This is a genomic window from Winogradskyella sp. SYSU M77433 (assembly GCF_029911945.1).
Lineage (GTDB): Bacteria > Bacteroidota > Bacteroidia > Flavobacteriales > Flavobacteriaceae > Winogradskyella.
Genome location: NZ_JARYTG010000002.1, coordinates 571,216 through 597,125 on the forward strand (window position 1 = coordinate 571,216; position 25,910 = coordinate 597,125).

General features: G+C 32.7%; 26 protein-coding genes. 17 read left to right on the plus strand and 9 right to left on the minus strand.

Translation table 11 applies throughout. From position 1 onward, the window contains the following. The first annotated feature begins 64 nt into the window (after positions 1 to 64). Positions 65 to 418 carry an ArsC/Spx/MgsR family protein gene (locus QGM60_RS05855; protein ID WP_281139291.1) on the plus strand — a complete coding sequence of 118 codons (354 nt, stop codon included), beginning with the start codon at positions 65 to 67 and terminating at the stop codon, positions 416 to 418. Positions 419 to 437: 19 nt separating this feature from the next. Here the strand turns inward: QGM60_RS05855 and QGM60_RS05860 are convergent, their stop codons facing one another. Then, positions 438 to 914 carry an acyl-CoA thioesterase gene (locus QGM60_RS05860; RefSeq protein WP_281139292.1) on the minus strand — a complete coding sequence of 159 codons (477 nt, stop codon included), beginning with the start codon at positions 912 to 914 and terminating at the stop codon, positions 438 to 440. 132 nt (positions 915 to 1,046) lie between these two features. Between QGM60_RS05860 and QGM60_RS05865 the strand changes: the two genes are divergently transcribed. From QGM60_RS05865 to QGM60_RS05880, 4 genes are read left to right on the plus strand one after another with little or no spacing between them, the layout of a single operon-like run. Then, positions 1,047 to 1,904 carry a YicC/YloC family endoribonuclease gene (locus QGM60_RS05865; RefSeq protein WP_281139293.1) on the plus strand — a complete coding sequence of 286 codons (858 nt, stop codon included), beginning with the start codon at positions 1,047 to 1,049 and terminating at the stop codon, positions 1,902 to 1,904. A 12-nt stretch (positions 1,905 to 1,916) separates the two neighbouring features. After that, on the plus strand, positions 1,917 to 2,501 hold the full coding sequence (gmk, locus tag QGM60_RS05870) for a guanylate kinase (RefSeq protein WP_281139294.1): 585 nt from the start codon (positions 1,917 to 1,919) through the stop codon (positions 2,499 to 2,501). 29 nt (positions 2,502 to 2,530) lie between these two features. After that, positions 2,531 to 3,109: a nicotinate (nicotinamide) nucleotide adenylyltransferase gene (gene nadD / locus QGM60_RS05875; protein ID WP_281139295.1), complete on the plus strand. Its 579-nt coding sequence runs from the start codon at positions 2,531 to 2,533 to the stop codon at positions 3,107 to 3,109. Positions 3,110 to 3,154: 45 nt separating this feature from the next. Further along, the gene (locus tag QGM60_RS05880; protein ID WP_281139296.1) at positions 3,155 to 3,493 is read left to right on the plus strand and encodes a hypothetical protein; all 339 of its coding nucleotides are present in this window, start codon (positions 3,155 to 3,157) and stop codon (positions 3,491 to 3,493) included. Here the strand turns inward: QGM60_RS05880 and QGM60_RS05885 are convergent. Both QGM60_RS05885 and QGM60_RS05890 read right to left on the minus strand, forming a co-directional pair. Beyond that, positions 3,490 to 3,849 (minus strand): YraN family protein, encoded by a 360-nt coding sequence (locus QGM60_RS05885; RefSeq protein ID WP_281139297.1) that lies wholly within the window; start codon positions 3,847 to 3,849, stop codon positions 3,490 to 3,492. The two genes, QGM60_RS05880 and QGM60_RS05885, sit on opposite strands and share 4 nt — an antisense overlap. 22 nt (positions 3,850 to 3,871) lie before the next feature. Then, complete coding sequence (locus tag QGM60_RS05890) at positions 3,872 to 4,795, minus strand: LD-carboxypeptidase (RefSeq protein WP_281139339.1); 924 nt, start codon at positions 4,793 to 4,795, stop codon at positions 3,872 to 3,874. 183 nt (positions 4,796 to 4,978) lie between these two features. On the opposite strand from QGM60_RS05890, the gene metG reads away from it, so the two are divergent. Together metG and QGM60_RS05900 are read left to right on the plus strand one after the other, a co-directional pair. Beyond that, entirely contained in the window at positions 4,979 to 7,045 is a 2,067-nt protein-coding gene (metG, locus tag QGM60_RS05895; RefSeq protein WP_281139298.1) for a methionine--tRNA ligase, read from the plus strand. Between the two features lie 4 nt (positions 7,046 to 7,049). Then, positions 7,050 to 8,459, plus strand: coding sequence for a hypothetical protein (locus QGM60_RS05900; RefSeq protein ID WP_281139299.1), 1,410 nt, complete (start codon positions 7,050 to 7,052; stop codon positions 8,457 to 8,459). A 23-nt stretch (positions 8,460 to 8,482) separates the two neighbouring features. On the opposite strand, the gene QGM60_RS05905 is transcribed toward QGM60_RS05900, so the two are convergent. Next, a complete protein-coding gene (locus QGM60_RS05905; RefSeq protein ID WP_281139300.1) occupies positions 8,483 to 10,519 on the minus strand; it encodes a hypothetical protein in 2,037 nt (678 codons plus the stop codon). 187 nt (positions 10,520 to 10,706) lie between these two features. On the opposite strand from QGM60_RS05905, the gene QGM60_RS05910 reads away from it, so the two are divergent. Beyond that, on the plus strand, positions 10,707 to 11,531 hold the full coding sequence (locus QGM60_RS05910) for a T9SS type A sorting domain-containing protein (RefSeq protein WP_281139301.1): 825 nt from the start codon (positions 10,707 to 10,709) through the stop codon (positions 11,529 to 11,531). A gap of 54 nt (positions 11,532 to 11,585) precedes the next feature. Here the strand turns inward: QGM60_RS05910 and QGM60_RS05915 are convergent, their stop codons facing one another. Then, positions 11,586 to 14,189, minus strand: a complete 2,604-nt coding sequence (locus tag QGM60_RS05915; protein ID WP_281139302.1) for an alkaline phosphatase family protein — start codon at positions 14,187 to 14,189, stop codon at positions 11,586 to 11,588. Then, entirely contained in the window at positions 14,173 to 14,319 is a 147-nt protein-coding gene (locus QGM60_RS05920; protein WP_281139303.1) for a hypothetical protein, read from the minus strand. Before QGM60_RS05920 ends, QGM60_RS05915 begins: the two co-directional genes overlap by 17 nt. 100 nt (positions 14,320 to 14,419) lie before the next feature. Here QGM60_RS05920 and QGM60_RS05925 point away from each other — a divergent pair, with 100 nt between their 5' ends. The 4 genes from QGM60_RS05925 to QGM60_RS05940 all read left to right on the plus strand — a co-directional run bounded on the left by QGM60_RS05925 (position 14,420) and on the right by QGM60_RS05940 (position 18,805). After that, the gene (locus QGM60_RS05925) at positions 14,420 to 16,537 is read left to right on the plus strand and encodes a Tex family protein (RefSeq protein WP_281139304.1); all 2,118 of its coding nucleotides are present in this window, start codon (positions 14,420 to 14,422) and stop codon (positions 16,535 to 16,537) included. Between the two features lie 99 nt (positions 16,538 to 16,636). After that, positions 16,637 to 17,107 carry a lipocalin family protein gene (locus QGM60_RS05930; protein ID WP_281139306.1) on the plus strand — a complete coding sequence of 157 codons (471 nt, stop codon included), beginning with the start codon at positions 16,637 to 16,639 and terminating at the stop codon, positions 17,105 to 17,107. 4 nt (positions 17,108 to 17,111) lie between these two features. Further along, entirely contained in the window at positions 17,112 to 17,816 is a 705-nt protein-coding gene (locus tag QGM60_RS05935; protein ID WP_281139308.1) for an OmpA family protein, read from the plus strand. An 86-nt stretch (positions 17,817 to 17,902) separates the two neighbouring features. Continuing rightward, positions 17,903 to 18,805 (plus strand): histone deacetylase, encoded by a 903-nt coding sequence (locus QGM60_RS05940; protein WP_281139309.1) that lies wholly within the window; start codon positions 17,903 to 17,905, stop codon positions 18,803 to 18,805. Here QGM60_RS05940 and QGM60_RS05945 read toward each other — a convergent pair. Genes QGM60_RS05945 through QGM60_RS05955 form a run of 3 tightly spaced genes read right to left on the minus strand, consistent with a single transcriptional unit; the run spans position 18,802 to position 22,551 of the window. Continuing rightward, on the minus strand, positions 18,802 to 21,078 hold the full coding sequence (locus QGM60_RS05945) for a TonB-dependent receptor plug domain-containing protein (protein WP_281139310.1): 2,277 nt from the start codon (positions 21,076 to 21,078) through the stop codon (positions 18,802 to 18,804). The two genes, QGM60_RS05940 and QGM60_RS05945, sit on opposite strands and share 4 nt — an antisense overlap. Then, positions 21,068 to 21,979, minus strand: coding sequence for a FecR family protein (locus QGM60_RS05950; RefSeq protein WP_281139311.1), 912 nt, complete (start codon positions 21,977 to 21,979; stop codon positions 21,068 to 21,070). The genes QGM60_RS05945 and QGM60_RS05950 overlap by 11 nt, the downstream gene beginning before the upstream one ends. A 47-nt stretch (positions 21,980 to 22,026) precedes the next feature. Then, entirely contained in the window at positions 22,027 to 22,551 is a 525-nt protein-coding gene (locus QGM60_RS05955; RefSeq protein WP_281139312.1) for a sigma-70 family RNA polymerase sigma factor, read from the minus strand. Between the two features lie 106 nt (positions 22,552 to 22,657). Here QGM60_RS05955 and QGM60_RS05960 point away from each other — a divergent pair, with 106 nt between their 5' ends. From QGM60_RS05960 to QGM60_RS05980, 5 genes are all read left to right on the plus strand, one after another. Next, complete coding sequence (locus QGM60_RS05960; RefSeq protein ID WP_281139313.1) at positions 22,658 to 23,725, plus strand: hypothetical protein; 1,068 nt, start codon at positions 22,658 to 22,660, stop codon at positions 23,723 to 23,725. A gap of 20 nt (positions 23,726 to 23,745) precedes the next feature. Then, positions 23,746 to 24,222, plus strand: coding sequence for a hypothetical protein (locus QGM60_RS05965; RefSeq protein ID WP_281139314.1), 477 nt, complete (start codon positions 23,746 to 23,748; stop codon positions 24,220 to 24,222). A 75-nt stretch (positions 24,223 to 24,297) separates the two neighbouring features. After that, positions 24,298 to 24,681 (plus strand): hypothetical protein, encoded by a 384-nt coding sequence (locus QGM60_RS05970; RefSeq protein WP_281139315.1) that lies wholly within the window; start codon positions 24,298 to 24,300, stop codon positions 24,679 to 24,681. Then, complete coding sequence (locus QGM60_RS05975; protein ID WP_348634887.1) at positions 24,663 to 25,529, plus strand: DUF5777 family beta-barrel protein; 867 nt, start codon at positions 24,663 to 24,665, stop codon at positions 25,527 to 25,529. Before QGM60_RS05970 ends, QGM60_RS05975 begins: the two co-directional genes overlap by 19 nt. Positions 25,530 to 25,541: 12 nt before the next feature. After that, positions 25,542 to 25,904, plus strand: a complete 363-nt coding sequence (locus QGM60_RS05980) for a cytochrome c (RefSeq protein WP_281139316.1) — start codon at positions 25,542 to 25,544, stop codon at positions 25,902 to 25,904. The last annotated feature ends 6 nt before the right edge of the window (positions 25,905 to 25,910 follow it).

Below are 25,910 nucleotides of genomic sequence, written 5' to 3' on the forward strand. Positions count from 1 at the left end.
AAGTAATTAATTTTCCTTTTAAATACGGTTACTTTGTAGTTTCAAAATTATATAGATTCCTGACATGAAAAAAATTTATCATCTAAGTACTTGTGACACTTGTAAGCGCATTATTAATGAATTGAATTTGCCTAGTGATTTTGAATTTCAGGATATAAAGGCTGATGCTATCACTAAAACTCAAATTGAAGATATGAGACAACTTACTGATAGTTATGAAAGCCTTTTCAGTAAACGTGCCAGACTCTACAAAGAACTAAATCTTAAAGAAAAGTCATTATCTGAAGAAGATTACAAATCTTATATTTTAGAACACTACACGTTTTTGAAACGTCCTGTTATCATAGTTGACGACTCAATATTTATAGGAAACTCTAAAAAAACCGTAGAGGCTGCCAAACAAAAAATACACAATTAAAACCTAAAAAAGTTTTTTATTACTTCATAGGCTTTGCACGTACACCATGCTTTCTTGTATCGTCTTTTGTTAGCGTTTTATAATTTTCTGACTTAGGAAACTTATGTGCTAAATCCAGAAAAACTTCTGGTAAGCTAGTAAGTTTTCTTGCTTTAAGATCTATCCAACCACCTTGCATTTCACAATAGGCTAAATTTTCGCCTTTATGGTTATAAAAATTATGTTCAAACATAAATAGCATTCCATCTTCACTCAATCCAGATACTTCTATTGTTACGGTAATTGGTGTTCCTATAAAGGATTCCTTAAAATAAAACATGTGTTCATAAAATACTACCGGACCAATATTATGCTTCATAATATCTGGCATTGAGAACCCTTGCTCAGCAAAAAAAGACATCCTTGCATGGCTCATAAAATTGGTGTAGGCTGAGTTTGCTAAATGCCCATTAGCATCAACATCGCTCCAACGTATTTCAAACTGTTTTTTGTACATCGTATCTGTTTTGGTTAAGAACGCAAAGTTAAAAAAGTAAATTATGCACGCATAATAGTTCTTAAAAGATTAACACAACGGTAGAACCATTCAATTTTGTAACTTTGCGCAACTTTAAAATCATCATTTGCAATGATTCAATCCATGACTGGTTATGGGAAAACCGTTTTACAACTCCCAACAAAAAAAATCTCTATAGAGTTAAAATCACTTAACAGTAAAAGTTTAGATGTTAATGCACGTATGCCTTCAATGTATCGTGCTAAAGAATTAGACATAAGAAAACTTATTGCTCAACATCTCGTTAGAGGTAAAGTAGATTTTTCTCTATTTGTAGAAATTACTGGTGAAGATACGAGCTCTAAAATCAACAAAACTGTTGTAAAAGAATACATCAAACAACTAAAAGATGTTGTGGATGGTGATGACACCGAACTATTGAAAATGGCCATACGTTTACCAGATGCGGTAACTACAGAGCGTGATGATATTGATGAAGAAGAATGGACACTTATAGAGAATGGGATTAATGATGCTATTTCTAAAATAGTTGCGTACAGAAAAGATGAAGGTGAAATTCTTAAACAAGATTTTACAGATAGAATTTCTACTCTAAAATCGCTTTTAGATAGCGTTATTGAAATGGATCCACAACGTATTGAAGGTGTAAGAGCACGACTTGAAAAAGGTATTTCCGACATTAAAGAAAAAGTTGATGAAAACCGTTTTGAACAAGAGCTGGTTTACTACATCGAAAAGTTTGACATCACCGAAGAAAAAGTGCGTTTAGATAATCACTTAGATTATTTTATAAAAGCGCTCAATTCTGAAGATTCCAACGGAAAAAAGCTTGGTTTTATATCACAAGAAATCGGTAGAGAAATCAACACTATAGGCTCTAAATCTAATTTTGCTCCGATGCAAAAACTTGTTGTGCAGATGAAAGATGAGCTCGAGAAAATTAAAGAACAATTGTTAAACGCCCTGTAAATATCAATACTAATGTCTGAACAAAAACAGCAAGGTAAACTTATTGTATTCTCTGCTCCGTCAGGTTCTGGTAAAACGACAATTGTACGTCATTTACTTAAGCAACCAGAACTTAATTTAGAATTTTCTATTTCGGCAACCTCTAGAGAAGCTAGAGGTAATGAGGTACATGGCAAAGATTATTACTATTTATCCTTGAAAGAGTTTAAGGATAAAATTAAAAAAGATGAATTTTTGGAATGGGAAGAAGTTTACAGAGATAATTTTTATGGTACATTAAAATCTGAAGTCGAACGTATTTGGGCAAAAGGTAAACACGTTATTTTTGATATTGATGTTTCTGGTGGACTAAGAATAAAACGAAAATTCCCTGAACAAACGCTTGCTATTTTTGTAAAACCACCAGATTTAAATGAGTTAGTGAGACGACTTAAAGAACGTGGCGAAGAAAGTCATGAAAAGATCAGTATGCGTGTTGCTAAAGCTCCAGCCGAACTAGCTACTGCTCCTCAATTTGATGAAATTGTGGTAAACTCTAATTTAGAAGAAGCTTTAGAAAATGCGTATCAATTAGTTTCGGATTTTATCAAAAAATAAGTATCAATCTGTCTCCTAGACAAAACATTATGAAAATAGGTTTATACTTCGGCACGTTCAACCCAATACATATTGGGCACTTAACAATTGCTAATCACTTGGCTGAACATAGTGATCTAGATCAGGTGTGGTTTGTTGTAACTCCACAAAGTCCTTTCAAGAAAAAAAGTAGCATGTTAGATAACTATCAAAGATTGGAAATGGTTTATCTAGCCACAAAAGATTACGATAAACTGAGACCTAGCGATATTGAGTTTGGTTTGAAACAGCCTAACTATACCATAGATACATTAACCTATCTTTTTGAGAAATTCCCGGATTATGAATTTGCATTGATTATGGGAGAGGATAACCTCAAAAGTTTTCACAAATGGAAAAATTACGAGCAAATACTTCAGAATCACAACATTTACGTTTACCCTAGAATTTCCGAAGGAAACATTAACACAGAGTTCAATAATAATTCAAAAATTTTTAACATATCTGCGCCAATAATGGAGCTATCTTCGACGTTTATAAGACAGGAAATTAAGGCTGGTAAAAATGTAAGACCAATGTTGCCTGAGAATGTATGGCAATACATTGATGAAATGAATTTTTACAGATAATCACCTTTTTAAGCCTTCTTAAATTACTAGATTGGAACTGATATTATGACCTACACTATTATAGTTTTATCAATTATCTGTACTTTAATTATCGTAAAATTAAAGGATATTACATTAAGAAATAAGCTTAATGACAAAGACGAAAAACGCCTTTTAATAGCTGGAAGCTTGTTAATTCTTTTCTTTGTTACAAAAGTAACTTTACCTTATCCTGAATCACTTTACTGGTTTTTATTTCTGAGTGTTATAGGAATTGGATCTATTTTATGTATTGATATTCTAAAAATAGAATTCAAGCGTTTTAGAAAACTGAAGACAAAAGATATGATTCTAAATATAGCATTCTATTGTCTTTTTATCGTGGCAACTCACTTATTTGTCTAAAAGTGATAAAAAGCATTCTCAAGATGCTCAATCTGAAACTTACTATTTTCTTTTACAATAGCTACAATATCAAACCTAGCTTCAACATCTAGATCATTTTCAGTAATATATTCATCTACTGCTTTAACCAAGTTTTTAATCTGTTTTGGCTTTACAAAGTCTTGAGGATTTCCAAAATCTATCGAACTTCTGGTTTTAACCTCAATTATAGCAAGAATATCATCTTTTTGGGCAATAATATCAACTTCGGCTTTATCAAAACGGTAATTACGCTCAAGGATTTCATAGCTGTTTTTCAATAGAAAATCTACAGCTAGTTGCTCGCCTTTTTTACCAAGTTCGTTGTGCTGTGCCAAGGTAGTGTTTAGTGTTTTGTTTTTAGTTAAAGCTTACTAAGCTTTTTTCTTTTGAAACTTTTAGTTTAATAGTTCTCCCCAAAACTAAAGCTCTGTTATCATCTTCATGTCCAGCTGGCATATTAAATGCTACAGGAAAATCATAATCAGCTAAAGCATCCAAGATTAATTGCTCTATAGAAGTTCCCCAAAGGGTTGTGTTTTTTCTCAGCTTAGACATATCACCAACAATAACACCTTTACAGTTATCAAAATAACCAGCGCGTTTTAGACTCTGCAGCATTCTATCAATATGATATTTGTACTCACCTATTTCTTCAATAAATAATATTTTTCCAGATGTATCTAAACTCGTATCAGAACCCAACATGGTGTGTAGCATTGTTAAATTTCCACCAACTAACTCTCCTTCAGCTTCACCTTCTCTATTGTATTTAGACCCTTGAAGCACATAATCAGTCGGATTTCCAAAAAGTGCTGCCTTAAATGTATCTATAGAAGTTTGAACTTCAGATAAATCCTGAGTTAAACTCACACACATTAAGGCATGCAAAGATTCAAAACCTTCGTTATGAAGTTGATTATGCAAAGCCGTTATATCGCTATAACCTACAACCCATTTTGGATTTTTTCTAAATTTAGTATAATCTAGTTTATCAAGAATTCTAACCGTCCCATAACCACCTCTTGCGCACCAGATGGCACTAATTTTTGGGTCGTCCATAGCACTTTGCAAATCTTCACAACGTTGTTCATCAGTTCCTGCAAAATGATCGGCTTTACTAAACACATGTTTACCAACTACAGCATGTAAACCCCAACTTTTAAGCAAGTCTACAGCCTGATTAACTTCGCGTTCTCTGTTTTTTAAAATTCCCGATGGAGCTACAATAGCAACGGTATCACCAGATTTTAGATAGGGAGGGCGAACTAATTTTGAGGTCATTTCTGTGGATTTATGAGTTTCACTTTGAGCATAGCTCGTAAGATTCTTACTAAAAAGAACAACTAAGCATACTAAAAGTATTGGCTTAAAATTCATATAAAAAGTGCTTTTTGTAAATGTACATTTTTTTTCTAAATCCCTTATATATTGTGTATTTTTGAAGCCTTAAATAAATCTTGAAACATGTCGAAAAGATATACCATAACAGCAGCTTTACCTTACACTAACGGTCCAATACACATTGGCCATTTAGCAGGTGTTTACGTTCCTGCTGATATTTATGCCAGATATATGAGATTAACAGGTAATGACGTTGCTTTTATTTGCGGAAGTGATGAGCATGGCGTACCTATTACCATAAAAGCGAAAAAAGAAGGTGTAACACCACAAGATATTGTGGATAAATACCACGCTATCATTAAAACATCGTTTGAGGATTTTGGTATATCATTTGACAATTATTCTCGTACCTCAGCGAAAATTCACCACGACACAGCTTCAGAATTCTTTAAAACGCTGTATGATAAAAATGAGTTTGTTGAAGAGGTTTCAGAGCAATTATATGATGAAAAGGCCAATCAGTTTTTAGCTGATCGTTTTGTGATTGGTACTTGCCCAAAATGTGGTTACGAAGAAGCTTATGGCGACCAGTGTGAGAATTGTGGAACTAGTCATAACGCTACTGATTTAATTAATCCGAAGTCTGCCATTACTGGTAACACTCCAACTTTAAAAGAAACCAAACACTGGTTTTTACCATTAAATAAACACGAAGAATTTCTACGTGAGTGGATTCTTAAAGGGCATAAAAAAGATTGGAAACCTAACGTTTATGGCCAAGTAAAATCTTGGGTTGATGACGGATTACGTCCAAGAGCAGTTACCCGAGATTTAGATTGGGGAATTCCTGTACCTGTTGAAGGTGGTGAAGGCAAAGTCCTTTATGTTTGGTTTGATGCTCCAATTGGTTACATCTCTTCAACCAAAGAATGGGCTGCTAGAGAAGGTAAGAATTGGGAAGATTACTGGAAAGACGAAAACACCAAATTGGTGCACTTTATTGGGAAAGATAACATTGTATTTCACTGTATTATTTTTCCATCAATGTTAAAGGCTGAAGGATCGTATATTCTACCTGATAATGTTCCTGCTAACGAGTTTTTAAACCTTGAAGGCAACAAGCTTTCAACATCTAAAAATTGGGCGGTTTGGTTACCAGATTATCTAGAAGATTTCCCAGAACAACAAGATGTTTTGCGCTATGCCTTAACAGCTAATGCACCAGAAACTAAGGATAACGATTTTACTTGGAAAGATTTCCAAGCACGAAACAACAATGAATTGGTGGCCATTTTTGGTAATTTCATTAATCGTGTTGTGGTACTTACCAACAAATATTATAACGGTGAAATTCCTACTCCTTCAGAATTTAATGCTATAGATGAGGAAACTTTAGCGGCTTTAAAAGCTTATCCTGATGTCATTTCTAGTTCTATTGAGCGTTACCGTTTTAGAGAAGGCAGCCAAGAACTTATGAATTTAGCACGACTTGGTAATAAATATTTAGCAGATGAAGAGCCTTGGAAAACTATAAAAACAGACGAAGAACGCACTAAAACAGTGATGTTTGTAGCTTTGCAAATTGCATCAGCTTTAGCGGTTTTATCTGAGCCATTTTTACCGTTTACGTCTGAAAAATTAAAATCTATCTTATGTCATTCTGAACTTGATTCAAAATTGACTTGGGAAGATATTGCTTCAAAAGATATTTTACTTCCTGCTGGCCATAACATACAAACAGGAAAACCTCAGTTGTTGTTTTCAAAAATTGAAGATGAAACTATTCAAAAACAACTCGATAAATTAGAAAACAATAAAAAAGCAAATGAAGCTGCTAATAAAAAAGTAGAACCACAAAAAGAGGAAATTACTTTTGATGATTTTACAAAATTAGACTTAAGAGTTGGTACTATACTCGAAGCTGAAAAAATGCCAAAAACCAAAAAACTCTTGGTTTTAAAAGTTGATACAGGTATTGATACTCGTACTATTGTTTCAGGTATTGCAGAAAGCTTTAAACCCGAAGAGGTTGTTGGCAAACGCGTTACGGTTTTAGTTAACCTAGCACCAAGAGAATTACGAGGAGTAGAAAGTCAAGGTATGATTTTAATGACCGAAGATGAAAGTGGTAATTTAGTATTTGTAAATCCTGATATTGAAGGAATCGATAATGGCCTAAAAATAAGTTAAAATCATGAAAACAAAACTGTTATTTCTTCTTCTATTTGTAAATCTTATAAATGCTCAAACAAGGTATTTAGAAGTTAAGATAAAGGATAAAGAATCTAATGATGATATTAAAAGTGCAACCATCATAGAAGATAGTATTAACAGTTCTTTGTTTACATTTTTAGAAGAAGAAAAGGTCACTTATGGTTTTAAATATAACCATCATAGATTACTAGAATCTAAAATAACTTCTGAGGGATTAAAACGAAAATATAAATCTATAATTGGCAGCATAGTAAATAACAACAAAGTAAGACTGCTAGAAACTAATAATAAGAATACTAAATATGCAAGTATACTATTCGATTTTGACACAGAAATTAGTGAAGAAACTGAATATAGTTTCAAATTAAACCCGTATGATTATTATCTACAGACCTATAGCCATGAAGACAAATGCTATATGTTTACATACAATAGCCAGACAAATAAATTGTGTAAATGGACATTCTTATTAGATGGTTCGTATAAAAAAGATTTTTACGATCTTAAAGACAACTATAGCTGGGTTAATAATAATTCGAAAAATCATTTTAAAGAAGAATTTCAAAAAGTCAACAATAAATTACCTAACAATTTAATTGTTACTTCTAAGGAATATAAAATGTATGAATTAAAGGATGGATTTATTTGGACACTTGATGACAATATAGATTATACTTTAATCATAGAATTTAAGGCACCTGAATTCGATCCTATATTCACAAAAATATTTCAAACTAAACAAGAATTAAATCCAAAAACAAGTAATTCATACTTGTTTGACGATAAGATTGCCCAAATAACATCCAATAATTCATATTTAAATTTCGAAATAAAAGATTTTGAAAGCAAAAATGTTATTAAGTCCTTTTCTATTACTAAAGATGAAACTATAGATTTTAAAAACGGCCCTATCTTACAAGAAGGGTCCGTTTATAGTTTTGGTAATACCAGAGAATTAGAAAAAACATCAAAATTTTTACGCAAAATATCCAAAGAAAATAACGGTGTGTCAGTATACCCTCAAAATGGTAATTATAGAGTTACAATAGGAGGTATTGTTGAACTTTCCGGTGGCGGAGGAATGATGATGCCTGGTTTTGGTGCTTTTCCTATGTACCAAGTTGGTGGTTTTACAATGAGCTTCAACCCTGCAGGATTTGCCTTTGGAAGTTATTCCTCAACAGGTTCTACAAGAATTGAATGTTTGTTCGATAGCGAATTCAACCATCTTGACGGAGAAATAAAAGACAATGTGTTTGATAAGATTACAAAGTATAAAGATAGAATGAGTAATCTGAAAGCCGACAATGTTTATTTTCTTAATAATAAGGTACTCTTTGGTTTTTACAAACCTTACTACAAATCTTATGAATTAGTTCTATTTGAATAGAATTAAAAAACTTGAAGCTTTAATTAATAAGTCGTTTTAAGCACACCATTGAGCCAATAGCCCTTACTGGTTATTTGCTTTTCGTTGTTTACATAAACACCTAGGCCATTACGCATTCCACTTGTAAAATTGCCATAATAGAATGTGCCTGTACTTTGGTAATATTGCACACCTTGACCTGTGAAATTTTTGTTGCTTATTTCACCTATATAACTATCACCTGATGACCAACCATAAGCACCGACTTTATCTATTTGTCCGTTAGTGAAAAAACCAACATAAGTGTCTCTATTTGAAAATTGATAAAACCCAAATCCGTTGCTACAGTTACCTATACAATTACCGTTAGCTCGTTTATTTTTAAAATCTGCAGTTATCATATTTCTTGTTTGCTTTCCATTTTCGTAGTAGCCAGCTTGCAGAATCTCTCCACCTTTTTTTAGATAACCATAACCGTTAAAAGTGCCATTCTTAAATTCTCCAATATAATATTCCTTTCTATCGTACCAAGTAAACATTCCAAAACCGTTTCTAAAGCCATCAACAAAATGACCTTCGTAATAATTGGCGTTATCGTTAAAGGTTTGCTTTCCAAAACCATTAGCTTTTCCATTTTTAAAAAAGCCTTTTAAAATGTATTCATCTGTTTTTACCTCACCATAACCATCGGTACAATTACCAGATAGACAGGTTGATGTTTTAGTTGAAGGTTCACTGTTTGCTTTTGCTATTTGATAGGTATCCGTTGCTTTATTATATTTTCTACCTGGTTGAACGGTTTCCTTTTCGGCAATTTTTAAGTTTGGGAAATAGTAAAGCGGCTCTTTGTTTTTAAAAAGCACAAAATCATTATTGTTGTAAGCGAAACTGTACTCTGAATTTTTTAAAGCCATTCCTTTTTCAGCAAAAATTTTTGCTTCATCATTTATGATGAAGAAAATATTGTCCTCAGATTGTAATTCTTCTAATGGATAAAAAAAATACTTTTCATTAGGGTTCATTTTCAAAAAAAACGTTTTATCCAAAAATTCATCATAACAAATAAGATTATTGAATTGGTTATAAACTTTTAAGCTATTATTTCTTAAATACATTCTATTTGAAATACTAATGCCCTTATGGAATAAATAATATGAGTTTTCAGTACTTTGTAGATAGTTAGCTGTATTTAGGTATACGGTTTCAAAAACCTGCTTTTTACCAGATTTTGATTCTTCAAGCGCGTTACGAATAATCATGTAGTTTTCCTGAAAAGGATTGTAAACCATGACATCTGCTTTATTAATTAAACGAGTACTTAAAAAAGTTACTGGTTTGTTGTTTATGTATATTTTACAGTTGGACATAGGCCCTATTCCCCAAGGACTTTTGGTATAAATAATGGATAACTCTGGTTTATTTTTAATTTCACTATATAGAATCGTTTGATTAAAACCTGGATTTATATGATTTCCATACTGGTCGTACCCAAGCTCAAATCTTGATTTGTCTCTCCCGATTTTATTTCCATTTTTAAACACATATAAAATAGGCTTACTTTTTTCTGTGCCATAGGTTTTATTTTCTATAATGTGAAGCTCGTCTCCTACTTTTTCATAAGTATATTCTTTTATAACATTTAATGTACTTGTTTCCTTAACTAACCGATTTAAGTCATCGTATTCATAAGTAATACTACTATTGTTAACATATTCCTTTTTTATTAGCAAACCCTTGGAATTGTATTGAAATTTTAAAGTTTTTACACCTAATGAAGCGTAAGTGTGCTCAGCTATATAACCTTGCGCATTATATGTATAGGTTTCACCATAAGTATTATGTATTAACTTGTTGTTATCGTAGCTATAAACTTTAGAACCTACATCATTATTATCAATGATTAAATAGCCATCTTCGGTAAATATTTGATGACCAAAACCATAAACATCTCCCTGTAAGTTGAAATGCTCACGCTTGTATTTAACAGCAATAGGATTTAGAGGAGCGTTTACAAAATCTATTTTTTGAGCATAGATATTAAAACTAAAAACAATAGCTAGTAGGTAAATTACATTTTTCATTTTGTAGGTATTCGTTCTCTCCAAAATTATAAAGCAAACGCAAGTCAAACCATACGATAAACTGCGTATTTTTAAAATTTGAAATGTATTTTTTGATAAAAATCCAAAAAATTGAAATTAAAAAACTAAAAAATATTATCTCACCGTAAAATTTGTATATTCAAACAGTTAACCAATTTTACTTTCTATGAAAAAAACTACTAAATCTTTAAAATTATCAAAACAACTTGCAAAATATGGTGCTTTAACAGCCGCTATGGCGAGTATAGCTGATGCAAGTGGACAAATTGTATTTACGGATGTTGATCCTGATTTTTCGGGCAACAGTGGTGATGAATTCTTCTTAGACCTTAACCAAGATGCTATAAATGATTTTAGAGTGCACCAAAGCGGATACAATTTATTTATTGAGCCTTTGACGGCTAGCAATAGCGTTTTGGGGTCTGGTGCTGCTTCATACAATTATGTATATCCTTATGCACTTTCAAGTGGTGCTGTAATATCATCTGGACAAAACACATGGTTAAACCAAGGTTTTTCAGCCGGTTATCAATCATTAAATTATGGCTCAAGTAGTACTTGTTATTTTGGAAACTGGTGTAGTGAAACTGATAAATTCTTAGGATTGAGATTTACAGTTGGTGGCAATATACATTATGGATGGGCTAAGTTAGATGCCACTTTTGATAATGGATGGACCATTAAAGAATTTGCCTATAACACTACAGTTGATGAAAGTATAGAAGCAGGTCAACAAACACTAGGAGTAAGTTCTAACGATATACAAGATGTTAGAGTTGTTGGGCTTAATAAATCTATTGGATTATACAACCTTACAGAAGCCACTGAATATACATTATATAATATTGAAGGTAAGCAGCTACTCAATGGCAAAATCGAAAATGTAAACTCCAGTGTAATTGAAGCCAACCAAATGGCTTCAGGTATTTATATTTTAGAATTGAATACTTTAGAATCTAATTCTACTTTAAGGAAAAAAGTAGTCTTATAAAATGTTTAAAAAATACTTCATTAAAAGTAACGGTAAAGTATACCGTTACTTTTTTTATGATCTATTGCGATAAAGTTTGGTGTCAACACAAGCACACATTTGTTCTGTATCCATATGCTTAAGCCCTAAAAATTTTATGATTTCATCTGTTATATCATTTGGTGAGTTTATCACATCTTTGTGATTGACATACATAAGTTCTACATGAGGTTCCTTATCCTTCCAAATAGAAACTTGATTTAAATGTTTTTCATAGGTTTCAAAAAGACGTGTAGGTAAAACCTCAGGATCTTTACCAAGCATTACTTGTTGAGATTTTACAACTTCACCTAAATCTCTATTCATAAAAATTATCTTATACCTATATTTTAGATCTAAATATTTCAATAATGGGGCAACTACCTTTACAGATTTACCTTGTGCTTTTTCTATCCAAGTATTATCTCTTGCAATTGACATTACTGGGTCATACTCATAATACCCTTTAGGATTAGATTTGTCCGCTTTACGATTATTATCAGTTAAAACTTCTAATCCTCCTTTATCTAACATTTGCATCATTAACGATGTACCAGATCTAGGTAATCCAGAAACTACAACTATCTGATTTTCGAAATATTTGAATGTCGATTTATCTGTTAAATCAATGGAATTTTGTTTCTGATTTATATTTTGAATAGCAGTTTTTGCCCTAAAATGAGTTTTTGGCTTCAACTTTGCTGCTGTTTCGTATGCTTTTTTAGCATTTTCCAAATCACCAAATTTTTCGAGTGCTTCGCCGAGTGTATAATGTGCTTTAGGAAAATATTTCACTAACTCTATAGCTACAAAGGCATGATCAATGGCCTCTTCATAATCTCCTAAACGAATGTACGTTTCTGCTAGAGCTTGGTGTGTTTTAGCTTTATCAGATTCATATTTCAAAGAACTCTCAAAAGCCTCTTTGGCATTTTCAAATTCGTTTAGTTGTCTATAAATATTACCTATCTGATACCAAACTTCAGAATTTGGTTTATTATTCTTCGCCTTATTTAAAAACTTTAAAGCTTCGTGAACTTTCCCTTTATTAATTAAAATTTTTGCTTCAGAAAAGTAGGTGTTTATCTCAAAATACTTATCTCTTGTTTTTAGTTCTTTTAAGTATATTTCCGCCTTGTCAAAATCCTTTGTAGCAATGCTTATAGACAAAAGATCCATATAAAATGGAATGACGTCTATTTTAGAGTCACCTACTTTAACATCAACAGAATCCTTTTTCTTTTTTAAAATTTCTATTTCTTCTTGTTCGAAAACAGGATAATCTTCTGAGATTAAATTCAGTAAAATTTCTTTTGCTCTATCATAATCTTTTTTACCTGAATAGACTCTCGCTAAGTTGTGCTTAATATCACATTTTGTTTTTAATACTGCTGTTTCTATTTTTTCATCAGGTCGTTCTATATAACCTAAATCTATAAGTTGTTCCAAAGTTTCTTGATCACTTAGTTGGTCTGCTTCTTTTGAGGTGTCATGTTCACCAAAATCACCACTTACATTTTCCCAGCTATCAATGTAATTAGGTTCTTTAACATCTTTAAATATATCTAAAGCTACCTTACCATCCATATCTTTACCTATAGGTAGATTATACATATGTAATATGGTAGGAGCGACATCAATAAGACCTAGTCCAAAAACTTTTTCGCTCTTTTTAATGTTTGGGCCCGAAGCAACAAAAATCCCAAACTGTCTATGATCGAGAGCTGGTGCTGCTGGGTATTTTGGCATTTTCACAATTCGTTTATGTCCAGATTCAAAACCATGATCGGACATCACAATGACTGTAGTATCTTTATCTACTAGAGATAAAATCCTATCAAGCATCATATCCTGAAAACGATAAGCACTAATAATACATTCGTTATAAATATCATATAATTCTTGAGGAACACTATTTAACTTTGGAGGATGATACTTCATAAAGGCATGACAAAAGTGATCTATTAAATCATAATAAATTGCCATAAAATCCCAATCTGTTGTTCTAAGTAAGTTTGTTGCTACTGCATGAACAGAACTATTTTCAGCCATGATTTTTGCAAACGATTGCAAACCCTTATGTTTATCTTGATTTATTTGCGCAGCTTTGGGTATAAAAGGTAAAATATGAGCTTCAGTAATTTCATAAGGAAACATTCTTAAATCTTGAATATCATTAACTAAGCTTTCTGGATGAACAGTACCTTTAACCACAGGGTTTTTGGCTTTTGGGTCTTGTTTTACTTTTTGAAATTTATCCGTTACCACAACACCATTTATTGGCTCAGCAGGAAAACTTGGCCACCAACCCACAAGATTACTTTTCAATCCTTGATTATGTAGAATATTCCATATAGCTCTAGATTTTCTTGAATTTACGGTAACAGGTCTTACTCCTTTCATGTCTGGCATTAACTCAATAAAACCAAGAACACCATGCTTGTCTGGTGTTTTTCCCGTAGCTACCGTAGACCACAACATCGGTGAGTATGGAGGATTCATTGTTGCCATATTACCATACACACCATTATTTATTAATCGCTGTAGTGCTGGCATTTGTCCTTTAGCCAAAAGCGGACCTATAATCTGCCAATCAGCAGCATCCCAACCTATTAAAAGGACTTTATTTTTTTTGCTCATTCTGTCTCTTTGATTTTGCTTCTTTTTTAACCTCTCGCCAAGCTCTTAAGCCCACATCTCCTAAAGCCAATAACCCTAAAGAACCCTTTTCGGTAACTTTAAAATTATGATTAATGGTTTCTTTATTCATGCTATTTGTTATTTATTTGATACAATATTTAACTTTGAAAATAAATATATAAACTTAATCTTTTTCCTACTACAATTACAGGACTTCATTTACTTTCTTTATGATTTCATATATTCAAAACCATACTCAATTATCACAAACATCTATAAAGAACACCTTAAAATTACTCAACGAAGATTGCACCATTCCCTTCATTTCTCGTTATAGAAAAGAAGCTACAGGTAATTTAGATGAAGTAGAAATCGGGTTAATTGTAAAATATAAAGAAGAGTTTGAAGCCTTAGAAAAACGAAAAGTATCTATTCTAAAAGCTTTAGAAGAACAAGATAGTTTAACTGAAGATCTAAAACAAAAAATTGAAAATGCTGAAGATCTAACTACACTAGAAGACCTTTACCTCCCCTTTAAGAAAAAACGGAAGACAAAAGCAGAAACTGCACGTAAAAATGGTTTAGAGCCATTGGCTAAAATCATAATGAGCCAAAAGGCTAATGATGTAGAATCAATAGCTTATAAATATCTAAATGGAGACATAAAATCCACAGATGAAGCTTTAGAAGGCGCAAGACATATCATTGCCGAATGGATTAACGAGCGTGTAGATATAAGAAACGGTTTACGACATCAGTTAGAGCGTTTTGCTCAAATAAGCACTAAAGCCGTTAAGGCAAAAGAAACTGAAGAAAAAGCGCAGAAATTCAGAGACTACTTTGATTGGTCTGAGAGTTTAAGTCGTATCCCTTCGCACCGCCTTTTAGCTATATTAAGAGCAGAAAGTGAGGGCTTTATTCGTGTGAAAATCGAAATTGATAACGATAGAGCCTTAGAACGTATCGATAATAAAATTATTAGAAGTAATAATGCTTGTGCAGACCAAATTGAATTAGCTATTTCAGATGCCTACAAACGCTTATTGCTACCATCATTAAGTAATGAAGCTTTAGGTATTGCCAAAGAAAAAGCAGATGATGCCGCAATTCAAGTATTTGCTAAAAATTTAAAACAACTTCTATTAGGTTCGCCTATTGGTGAAAAGCGTGTTTTGGCTATAGATCCAGGCTTTAGAACAGGCTGTAAAGTGGTTTGTCTTGATGAAAATGGAAACTTAAAGCACAACGAAACTATCTATCCTCATGCACCAAAAAATGATAGAACTGGCGCTATGAAAAAGATAGCTTCACTTACCGAAGCTCATAAAATTGAAGCTATTGCCATTGGTAACGGAACAGCCTCTAGAGAAACTGAGGCTTTAGTTAGAAAAGTCCAGTTTAAAACCGATGTTCAAGTATTTGTGGTTAGTGAAGCTGGAGCAAGTATTTATTCCGCTTCAAAGATTGCCAGAGATGAATTCCCTAATTATGATGTTACGGTAAGAGGTGCTGTTTCTATTGGTAGACGTCTTCAAGATCCGTTAGCCGAGTTAGTAAAAATCGATGCTAAATCTATTGGCGTTGGTCAATATCAGCATGATGTAGATCAAACAAAGCTTCAAAAACAACTGGATATTGTTGTGGAGAATTGCGTTAATGCCGTTGGTGTAAACATAAATACAGCGAGTATGTCCTTATTAAGTTATGTATCTGGAATCGGACCAAAACTTGCAGAAAATATTGTATCCCATAGAAGTGAAAATGGTGCTTTTTCATCTCGAAATGACATAAAAAATGTACCTCGTTTAGGTGGAAAAGCCTTTGAACAAGCAGCAGCTTTCCTCAGAATAAAAGATGCTAAAAATCCTTTGGATGATTCTTCCGTTCATCCTGAAAGCTATGATATTGTTAAAAAAATGACCAAAGACAAGAATGTCTCGCTTCAAGAATTAATTGGTAATAAAAACCTTCTTCAAAGTATCGATTTAAAAAAATATTATACAGATACTATCGGTCTACCTACACTAAAGGACATCATTACGGAATTAGAAAAACCTGGTTTAGATATCAGAGAAGAAGCCAAAGTATTCACTTTTAATCAGAATATAAAAACAATTGATGACTTACAAGAAGGGCAGTTACTTCCAGGTATTGTAAACAACATTACAAACTTTGGTTGCTTTGTAGATATTGGTATAAAAGAGAGTGGTTTAATACATGTTTCAAATCTTAGCGACAACTTCGTTAAAGATGTTAACGAGCATGTGCATCTACACCAACAAATCATTGTTAAAGTTCTAGATGTCGATGTTAATAGAAAGCGTATTCAACTAAAATTACATAAATAACGACTTATAAATAGTGCATTTCATTTGAATTAACATTTAAATGAATCGCATCACTCAGCCAAAAGTTTCATAATTAATTTAGCATCAAATTCAAAAATTATGAAACATTTTATAACAATACTAGTGGCTGTTTGCCTCCTATCTTGTGGAGCTTCAAAAACGGTTCGCGAATCAAAAAAGGTCATTAAAGGCAACTGGGTTTTAACTTCAGTGAATTCATCTGCCATTGGTGATTTAAGAATTACTTTGTTAAATGATGCTACTAAAGACTGTTTCGAAAATAGTTCGTGGCAATTTATTCCAAATAACAACACCGGACTTTATACTTTGTCTGGAACTAACTGCGATATGCAAGATCGTTACTTTGTTTTTACAATAGATGAAGTTGACGAAACTACTGGGCTTTATGATTTCCTTTTAAAACCTACCAATGAAAAAGGAAAATCTGAAACTAATGTTGGTTTTAGAATGAAGTTAACATCATTGACCGACACTTCTATGCAATGGCAACAAACCGTTAGTTTAGACGGTAAGCCTATTCAAATCAATATGAATTTTACAAAAATTTAAAACTATGAAACTTATAAATTATAAATCGAATATGGCCATTTTTATGGCTGCAATATTATTAGTCTTTACAGGTTGTAAAGCGGTAGACAATGCTAACAACAAACAAAAAGGTGCCGTTATCGGTGCTGCTGGTGGTGCCATATTAGGTGCTATAATTGGAAACAATGTAGGAAAAGGTGGTAATGGAGAACTTGGTGCCGTTATTGGTGGAGTTGTTGGAGGAACTGCTGGTGTTCTCATTGGACAAAAAATGGATAAACAAGCTCAAGAAATAGAACAAGAAATACCTGGAGCTCAGGTTGAACGTGTTGATGATGGCATTGTTGTGACTTTTGATGAACAAAGTGGTGTTTACTTTGCTACAGATAAATACAACATCAATGCAAGTTCTCAGAGCACATTAGATAAGTTAGCTAGTGTTTTTGCTGAATATCCAGACACAAACATCTTAGTTGTTGGGCATACCGATAGTGTAGGTAGCGAAACTTACAATATGGAATTATCCAAAAATAGAGCCTATGCCGTTACCAATTATTTGAAAAGTAAAGGATTAAGCTCTGGAAGATTTACAACCAATTGGTTTGGCGAGTCTCAACCAATGTACAATAATGACACTGCTGATGGTAGATCTAAAAACAGAAGAGTTAATATCGCTATACTTCCAAGTGAAGAGATGATAGATGAGGCACGTAGCCAAGCTGGCAATTAATATATATTTCACTTTGATAAAAGGTCTTACACAAGATTTGTGTAAGACCTTTTTTTGATTGTACTTTTACAATTAAACATTAGTACATGCTAAAAATAGCTTACCATCCTATTTATAAACATCCTTTACCTGATGGACATCGCTTTCCTATGGAAAAGTATGAGCTTCTTCCTCAGCAACTAATACACGAAGGTACTTGTAGCAAAAATAATTTTTTTGAACCCGAAAAAACCAATGACAAATATATAGTTGCTGTTCATGAGCCTGATTATTACTATGATTTAGTCAACTTAACTTTAGAACAAAGAGCCGCCCGAAAGATTGGGTTTCCTTTGAGTAGAACTTTAGTGGATCGTGAAGTTATTATTGCTGACGGCACAATAAAAGCTAGTGAGTTTGCTCTAAAATATGGTATTGCCATGAATATAGCAGGTGGTACACACCACGCCTATACCAATCGAGGTGAGGCTTTTTGTTTGCTCAATGACCAAGCCATTGGCGCACGATATCTTCAACAAAACAATTTAGCGAAAAAAATTCTCATAGTAGATTTGGATGTACATCAAGGTAATGGTACAGCTGAAATTTTTCAGAATGACGAGTCGGTATTTACCTTTTCTATGCATGGAAAAAGTAACTATCCTTTCAAAAAAGAACAAAGTGATCTAGACATTGCTTTAGAAAACGACACAAGTGATGATATTTATTTAAATATCTTAAAAGCGACTCTTCCTAGACTTATAGATGAACAACAACCAGATTTTATTTACTATTTATCTGGTGTAGATGTTATAGCTTCTGATAAATTAGGAAAGCTAGCTATGAGTATAGGCGGTTGTAAAGAGCGTGACCATTATGTGCTTCAAACTTGTAAAAATCTAAATATTCCTGTAATGTGCAGTATGGGAGGAGGTTATTCCCCAAACATAAAAACCATAGTAGAGGCTCACTCTAACACCTATAGATTAGCTCAAGATATTTTCTTCTAGAAACTAACTCTAAGCATCATATTTGGAGTTATACCCAATGACTCCTGATTTATTTGAGAGACAATATCATTATTTAACCTGTAAAAGCTATTAATAGTATTGGTTCTGTCTAAAAGATTCCAAACAGATAATCCAACATTTACCTTTGTTTCTTTAGCTAATTTAAAATCATACAAAGCAGAAAAATCTACACGTAAATAATCGGGTAGATGATTAGCGTTAGTGGAGTTATAATTTATTTCACCATCGGTTACTTGATTACCATCTAAAGGTGTTGTTAGCGGTCTTCCTGAATTCCAGTTTAAACCTGCTGATAACTTTAACTTTTTAGTAGTGTAGTTAATACCAAAAGTTAGTGCATGCGTAATATCATAATTACTAGGAAATGTGTATTCAGGAAGTGTTTTAAAAAAATAATTACTATTTAGGTAAGAGTAACTCAACCATGTATTAAAATTGTCTATTTCTTTTCTTACTATAAAATCTAGCCCTCTGGTGTCATACGCACCAGAAGCTTTAATAAATTCGTATGAGTTATAAAATCCTTGACTTTGTGTTGTTATACCTTCCACCTTTTTATAGTAGGTTTCTGCACTTACTAGCCAACCATCTTTTGTAAAGGAAAGCCCAAAAGACACTTGTTTACTTCTAATTACAGGAATATCCTTATCGTTAGATAATTGCCACCTGCGCTTTTCTATTCCTAAAAAATCATTTTGAAAATTTATAACCTGAGATGTATTTTGATGTTTAAATTCACCCAAAATATCTATCGAAAAATTTTGAAAAAATCGATGATAAAAGCTTAATCTCGGTTCAACAATATGTTTTTTAAATTTATCAATATAGTTATATCTTAAACCTGTATTGAACCTTGTATTTCTGTTTTTAGACTTATATGAAAGTTGAGAAAACACTCCATGCGTCCTCACAACTTCTGACACTAATAATCTGTACAACGGACTATCAACATCATCTAAATTTGTAACTTCAGTTTCAACAAAGTGATAGCCATTTAACAGCTGAAACTTATCATTGATTTTGTAATTGGCTTTTAACTTTAGACTCGTTTCAGAAACTTTGTTTTCTTGTAAAAACCGCTGCTCTTCTAGAATGTTTGCATTGACCGATTTTAGATCATAGTCGGTTTCATAACCTTCAAAAATAGTTTGCCATTTACTATTCCATACTTTAGAGTAATAGATAGCTCCTGCAATGCTATTTTGTTTAAGACTACTTTCCCTAGACATGCCATTGGCGTTTTCATTAAACACCAATTCATTTGCAACATTTATGAAATTTATCCTCAACTCTTCTTTATCGTTAATTTTATATAGCCAACGTAAAGACGCATCATAAAAATCGAATTGCTTATCGGAATTAATGATGTTAGTTGAGTTATCTGCAACTTCAGTATCCTGAGAAATACGCTCAAAATAATTGTTATAGGTTGGAGTCTCTGTAAAATCACTCATGGATTTTCTTGCTGCAAACTGTAAAGATGATTTTTTGCCTACAGGAACATCTACAAAGCCATTAGCATCAATAAAATTAACACCAATACTACCCTTAAAACCTCTATTTAATTGCTTTTCTGTTTCCATGGCTATAGTGCCAGAAACACCATCGGTAAACTCTGCGCCAGAACCATTTTTAACCAAAGACACACGTTCTGTAATCTGAGGATTGAACATAGATATTAAGCCAAAAAAATGGCCTGATTGATACATTTTTATATCATCCCAAAGCATTAAATTTTGGTCGTGCGTACCACCTCTAATATTGATATCTGAAACTGTTTCATTTATACTTTGTATTCCCGGAAATGCCTGCGCAGCTTGTAAAACATCAGTATCTATAAGACCAGGAAGTATATCGAAATCTGAAATATCTATTTCAAAAGAACCATTATCTAATTTATTAATACCTCTAACGATATAGCCTGAAATAGTCACTTCAGAAAGCTCCTGAAGATTTATTTTCTCTTGCCTAGCAACTACCAAAACCGTAGTGTTATTAACTACATTAAAATCAAAACCAGTATTTTCCTGTAAAAAGAGTAAAACTTCTTCTAAAGTAAACGTTTTTGGAGGTGGCTCTAAATAGGTTTCTGAAATTAAATCTTCAGCATAATTAAACTGTATCTTATACTGTTTTTCTAATGCTGACAAAACTTCAATCAATGGCAATGACTTTTCTACCTCTTGGGCTTTAGACCAGTGGAAGACAAATAAAATAAAGAAAATTAAAACAGAATACCGTTTAATTTGCATTACCATGAATTAGAACTTGGTTAGATGTACTAATTTCAAAAGTTAAATTCATAGGTTGTGTTATAGACACGAGTGCGTTTTGCAGATTATCATTTACAAAACCACCAGAGAACAGTCTAGAAGTATCCGTATTCTTAAATTTTACGCTTACTTTATACTGTCGCTCTAGCTCTTTAAAAACTTCTTTTAAGGTAACAAGTTTAAAACTACTTCTATTATTAATCCACTGTGGCTCTGCATCTATGGTTTGGCCTTGAGTAAACTTTTCATCTAATATACGGAAAGTTTTTCCAGCTGTTAATCTTCTTTCAATAGTATCTGAAACGACGCTTACAATACCTTCATAACAGTTAACCTCAAAATACCCGTTACGCGACTTCACGTTAAATTCTGTACCAACCACAGTAACGGTTCCGTTGTTGGTTATGATATCAAAAGTTTTCCCTTTGGCAACTTTAAAATAGGCCTCTCCTTGAAGTTCTAAACGTCTATTAGACTCCCAAGATGATTTGTCATAGCTAATTTTGGAATCGGCATTTAACATCACTTCAGACAAATCTGGCAACTGTATATTGGTTTTCTCAGCTACAACTGTATTTATTTCTACAGTAGAATTATTTGAATTAAAAAACGTAAAGTAAACTCCAAGAGTAATAATTACAATACTAGCTATTTTCAACAATGGTGAAACCCAATGCAATTGCTTAACTTTTGTTTTTCCATTATAATTCTTTTTGAAAGTCTCAAAATCATCTGCTTTAGAAAAATTAGATGCCTTAAAATATTTGGCTGTATCAATGATTCGTTGATTAAAAGCATAATCCTCCTGCTTACTAAACGCTTCTTTTTCAGCATCTGTAAGTTCATCATTTAACCATTTCTTTAGTAAATCTTCTTTCATACTAATCTGTCCTAGCTATAAAACAACTTAGGCTTATTTTTTCCTGATTATTTTATTTTAAAATTTTCAAGTCCCTCTTTCAGAATATTAAAAGCCGTGTAAATTCTGTATTCTACAACTTTTTGTGTTACACCTAACAGCTCTGCTATTTCCTTTTGCTTTTTGCCTTCTACTTTATTCATTAAAAATGCCACACGATGTTCTTCATTAATGCTAGCCAGCACTTCATTGTATTTTTTTAAGTATTCATCCTTTTCTAATAAAAATTCTGGAGTCTCACTATCATAGCTTTGGGTTTTGCTTTTTTGATGTTTTAAAACCACTTTATGATGCTTAATTTCATTTAGCATCATATTATTCGCTACAGTAAACAAAAAGGATTTGGCTTTTGTTAAGGTTACTTTTTTACAATTGTCCCAAAGTTTTATAAAGGCATCTTGGGTCTTATCCTTAGGATTGAATTGCTCGCCATATTTATAATATAGATAGTTATGCAAGTCATCAGCATACTTATTATATACGCGCTCAAAAGTAGCAGCCTCACAGATATTATCGCTTAATTTTTTTGACAATTTTGATTAGTTTGCGATAAATATATTGAAATATTTTTCAAAATAAATCAGTGGTTTTTAAAGTTGGGTTGTTATATGTTAAAATGGCCACACTTAAATCTTAGCCATGATGAAAATAAAACAATCAATATTTTTAGTCGCTATAATAAGCTTAGCCTTAACGTCTTGTAGAAAAGAGGAAACAGAATTTATACAAGCACCAGAAGAAGAAACTTTAAATCCAAACTCTAACGTTGCACTTTTAATGCAGCGTACTGCTTCAAATGATGGTTCTAACGACAATATTGTAGATAGAGCTAATTGCTTCAGCATTGCATTTCCTTACACTATAAATGTCAACGGCCAACAGTTATACATCAATTCTCAAAGCGATTTCGAAATTATAGAATGTGTATTTAGTGATGATGATGTTAATGAAGTTGAAATCAATTTTCCTATAACCATAATTTTATCTGATTTTTCTGAAGTTTCAATAACAAATACAACAGAATTAAATGACTACATAAACTCTTGTAATGGTGAAAATGAAGCGGATGATGATATAGAATGTATAGATTTTGAATACCCTATTGAAGCCTCCATATTTAATGCTAACAACCAGCTTTTAGATACTGTTTATTTACAAAGTGATAGTCAATTATACAGTTTTATTGATGATATAGACGAAGACGATATTGTAACCCTAGAATTCCCTATTACAGTTTCTCTCGCAAATGGTTCGGAAATAACAATTAACAACCTCAACGAATTAGAAACAGCTATAGAAAATGCTAATAACACGTGTGATGAAGATGACGATTACGATTATGAAGATGATGATTGCGATAACTGCACCTTAACTATGGTTGAAGGGTTGTTATTGAACTGCTCTGATTGGGAAGTTGATAAACTTGAACGCAATAACAATGACTACGATAACCTTTATGATGGTTATGAGTTTAATTTCTTTTCTAATGGCACCATGTCTGTCTATTGGAGTGGTATCACAGCCGACGGAACATGGATAGCAAGTGGATCTGGAAATGATATTGAAATAATAGTGAATGTCCCTGATTTACCATTATGTAATAATAACTGGATTTTACACGAAATAGAAAACTGTTCTGACGAAACAAAAATAGACCTAAGGGTTGGTGATGCCGACCGCCTTAGATATGTCAACAATTGCAATTAATTAACTTAAAACAAGAAATCATGAAAAACAATCTTTTGTATGCCATAATTATTATGGTCAGCTTCTCCTTAATGTCATCAACCTGTTCTTCTGATGATGATGGAAACAATTCAAATAATAACTCACAGGAAATAGCCCAAATTGAAAGTCAAGTTGAGTTAGGTACTTGGATTGTTTCAAGCTTTATAGACTCTGGACAAGATGAAACCAATGACTTCAACGGTTATGGTTTCACTTTTGCTAGTGATGGTACTCTAACTGCCACAAATGGTACAACAACCTACACAGGCACTTGGTCCATAACAGATAGCAACAGTAATGATGATAGTAGTGATGATATAGACTTCAATATCTTTTTCCCAGTTCCAGATAATAATGACTTTGAGGATCTAAATGATGACTGGGACGTTGTATCTCATAGTGCAACCACTATAAGTCTTATTGATATTAGCGGAGGCAATGGTGGAACCGATACGTTGGTTTTCACAAAACTCTAATTGAAAAAGAAAAATTACCGCTGATTAAAAATGGCTCCATCTATCCTTGGAGCCATTTAATAAAACGTAAATATCATGCTAAAAAAAATAATTATTATAGGTGTAGTAGTTGTGGTAGCTATAGTAATAGGCTACAACTATATCTATCAAGACCATAGGGACATTGAAACTGAAACAGCGGAATTCATCCTTTCATCAAACGAGATTACCAATCACTTCTCAAGTGATCCAACAACTGCAGAACAAAAATTTCTAAATAAAACAATTGAAGTCTCTGGTGTGGTTTCAGATTTAGGAATTAATGAAATCACAATAGATGACAACATATTTTGTCAATTCACGGAACTCAATCAAGATGCTATTTCCACTAACTCACAAGTTACTGTCAAAGGTCGTGTAATTGGGTATGATGATTTATTAGAACAAGTAAAACTAGACCAATGCACTATATTAAAATGAAAAACACATGTCTACTCATAGCCTTTCTGTGTAGCTTTTTTATAAATGCACAAGATGATTTATTTGATGAAATTGACACCGATTCTACAGGAGTTCAATATGCCAGCGCAGCCTTCAAAGGCCTAAAGATTGTAAATTTTGAATCGACTAAACTCGTGGCTAAAAAAGAACTAACCTTTATAGTCTCTCATAGGTTTGGGAGCATAGAAAATGGTTTTGATAGCTTTTTTGGGCTAGATGATGCTGTAACACGACTAAACTTTGTTTACGGAATTTCTGATGGATTCAATATTGGAGTTTCCAGAAGCTCCTTTCAAAAAATATATGAAGCCTCTATTAAATATAGACTTCTTAGACAATCAGAAAATGGATTTCCTTTTACGGTTGTTGGTTATAATTCCATATTGGTAAATACCGCATTAGAAGAAGAAAACTTACCGAAATTAGAGTTTACAGATCGCTTAGGTTACACCTTTCAAGTTTTGATTTCTAGGAAATTTAATTCTAACTTTTCGTTGGAAGTTGCACCAACTTTCTTCCATGATAATTTTGTGCCATTTAATGAGCAACACAATTCGCAATATGCTTTAGGTCTAGGTGGAAGACATAAATTAGGTAAACGTTGGTCTATCAATGTAGATTATGGCTGGCACCTCAACAGAGCAGATGACTCCCCTTTTAAAAATCCACTATCTATTGGTTTTGACTTAGAAACTGGAGGACATGTTTTTCAAATGCATTTCTCCAACGCTCAAGCCATGAATACCAACGGATTCCTAGGTCAAGCTACTGGAGATTGGAGTGATGGTAACATCTATTTTGGGTTTAACTTAAGTCGTGTTTTTTAAAAAATAGTATCTATGAAAAATTCAATTATAATATTCGGATTACTCCTAACAACAGTATTTAGTTGTTCGTATAACAGTGAAGATGATTTAACAGAAGACGTAGTCGTAGAAGACATGGTTACTTATCAAGATAATGTAAAATCTATAATTGACAATAACTGTATTTCTTGTCATAGCAGCCCACCTGTTAATGGAGCACCTATGGGATTAACAACCTATCAACAAGTAAGAAATTCTGTTGAAAATGGAAACCTCATTGCCCGAATATCTACCATGGATGTTGCCTCTGTGATGCCTGCTGGAGGACCTCGTCTACCTCAAAATTTAATTGATTTAATAATTCAGTGGGAAGCCGATGGTTTTCTAGAAAATTAAAAACTT

Excerpts from the sequence above, each read along its gene's own strand:
- QGM60_RS05855 (WP_281139291.1), top strand. The coding sequence starts at position 65 with ATGAAAAAAATTTATCATCTAAGTACTTGTGACACTTGTAAGCGCATT.
- QGM60_RS05860 (WP_281139292.1), bottom strand. The coding sequence starts at position 914 with ATGTACAAAAAACAGTTTGAAATACGTTGGAGCGATGTTGATGCTAAT.
- QGM60_RS05865 (WP_281139293.1), top strand. The coding sequence starts at position 1,047 with ATGATTCAATCCATGACTGGTTATGGGAAAACCGTTTTACAACTCCCA.
- gmk (WP_281139294.1), top strand. The coding sequence starts at position 1,917 with ATGTCTGAACAAAAACAGCAAGGTAAACTTATTGTATTCTCTGCTCCG.
- nadD (WP_281139295.1), top strand. The coding sequence starts at position 2,531 with ATGAAAATAGGTTTATACTTCGGCACGTTCAACCCAATACATATTGGG.
- QGM60_RS05880 (WP_281139296.1), top strand. The coding sequence starts at position 3,155 with ATGACCTACACTATTATAGTTTTATCAATTATCTGTACTTTAATTATC.
- QGM60_RS05890 (WP_281139339.1), bottom strand. The coding sequence starts at position 4,795 with ATGACCTCAAAATTAGTTCGCCCTCCCTATCTAAAATCTGGTGATACC.
- metG (WP_281139298.1), top strand. The coding sequence starts at position 4,979 with ATGTCGAAAAGATATACCATAACAGCAGCTTTACCTTACACTAACGGT.
- QGM60_RS05900 (WP_281139299.1), top strand. The coding sequence starts at position 7,050 with ATGAAAACAAAACTGTTATTTCTTCTTCTATTTGTAAATCTTATAAAT.
- QGM60_RS05905 (WP_281139300.1), bottom strand. The coding sequence starts at position 10,519 with ATGAAAAATGTAATTTACCTACTAGCTATTGTTTTTAGTTTTAATATC.
- QGM60_RS05910 (WP_281139301.1), top strand. The coding sequence starts at position 10,707 with ATGAAAAAAACTACTAAATCTTTAAAATTATCAAAACAACTTGCAAAA.
- QGM60_RS05915 (WP_281139302.1), bottom strand. The coding sequence starts at position 14,189 with ATGAGCAAAAAAAATAAAGTCCTTTTAATAGGTTGGGATGCTGCTGAT.
- QGM60_RS05920 (WP_281139303.1), bottom strand. The coding sequence starts at position 14,319 with ATGAATAAAGAAACCATTAATCATAATTTTAAAGTTACCGAAAAGGGT.
- QGM60_RS05925 (WP_281139304.1), top strand. The coding sequence starts at position 14,420 with ATGATTTCATATATTCAAAACCATACTCAATTATCACAAACATCTATA.
- QGM60_RS05930 (WP_281139306.1), top strand. The coding sequence starts at position 16,637 with ATGAAACATTTTATAACAATACTAGTGGCTGTTTGCCTCCTATCTTGT.
- QGM60_RS05935 (WP_281139308.1), top strand. The coding sequence starts at position 17,112 with ATGAAACTTATAAATTATAAATCGAATATGGCCATTTTTATGGCTGCA.
- QGM60_RS05940 (WP_281139309.1), top strand. The coding sequence starts at position 17,903 with ATGCTAAAAATAGCTTACCATCCTATTTATAAACATCCTTTACCTGAT.
- QGM60_RS05945 (WP_281139310.1), bottom strand. The coding sequence starts at position 21,078 with ATGCAAATTAAACGGTATTCTGTTTTAATTTTCTTTATTTTATTTGTC.
- QGM60_RS05950 (WP_281139311.1), bottom strand. The coding sequence starts at position 21,979 with ATGAAAGAAGATTTACTAAAGAAATGGTTAAATGATGAACTTACAGAT.
- QGM60_RS05960 (WP_281139313.1), top strand. The coding sequence starts at position 22,658 with ATGATGAAAATAAAACAATCAATATTTTTAGTCGCTATAATAAGCTTA.
- QGM60_RS05965 (WP_281139314.1), top strand. The coding sequence starts at position 23,746 with ATGAAAAACAATCTTTTGTATGCCATAATTATTATGGTCAGCTTCTCC.
- QGM60_RS05970 (WP_281139315.1), top strand. The coding sequence starts at position 24,298 with ATGCTAAAAAAAATAATTATTATAGGTGTAGTAGTTGTGGTAGCTATA.
- QGM60_RS05975 (WP_348634887.1), top strand. The coding sequence starts at position 24,663 with ATGCACTATATTAAAATGAAAAACACATGTCTACTCATAGCCTTTCTG.
- QGM60_RS05980 (WP_281139316.1), top strand. The coding sequence starts at position 25,542 with ATGAAAAATTCAATTATAATATTCGGATTACTCCTAACAACAGTATTT.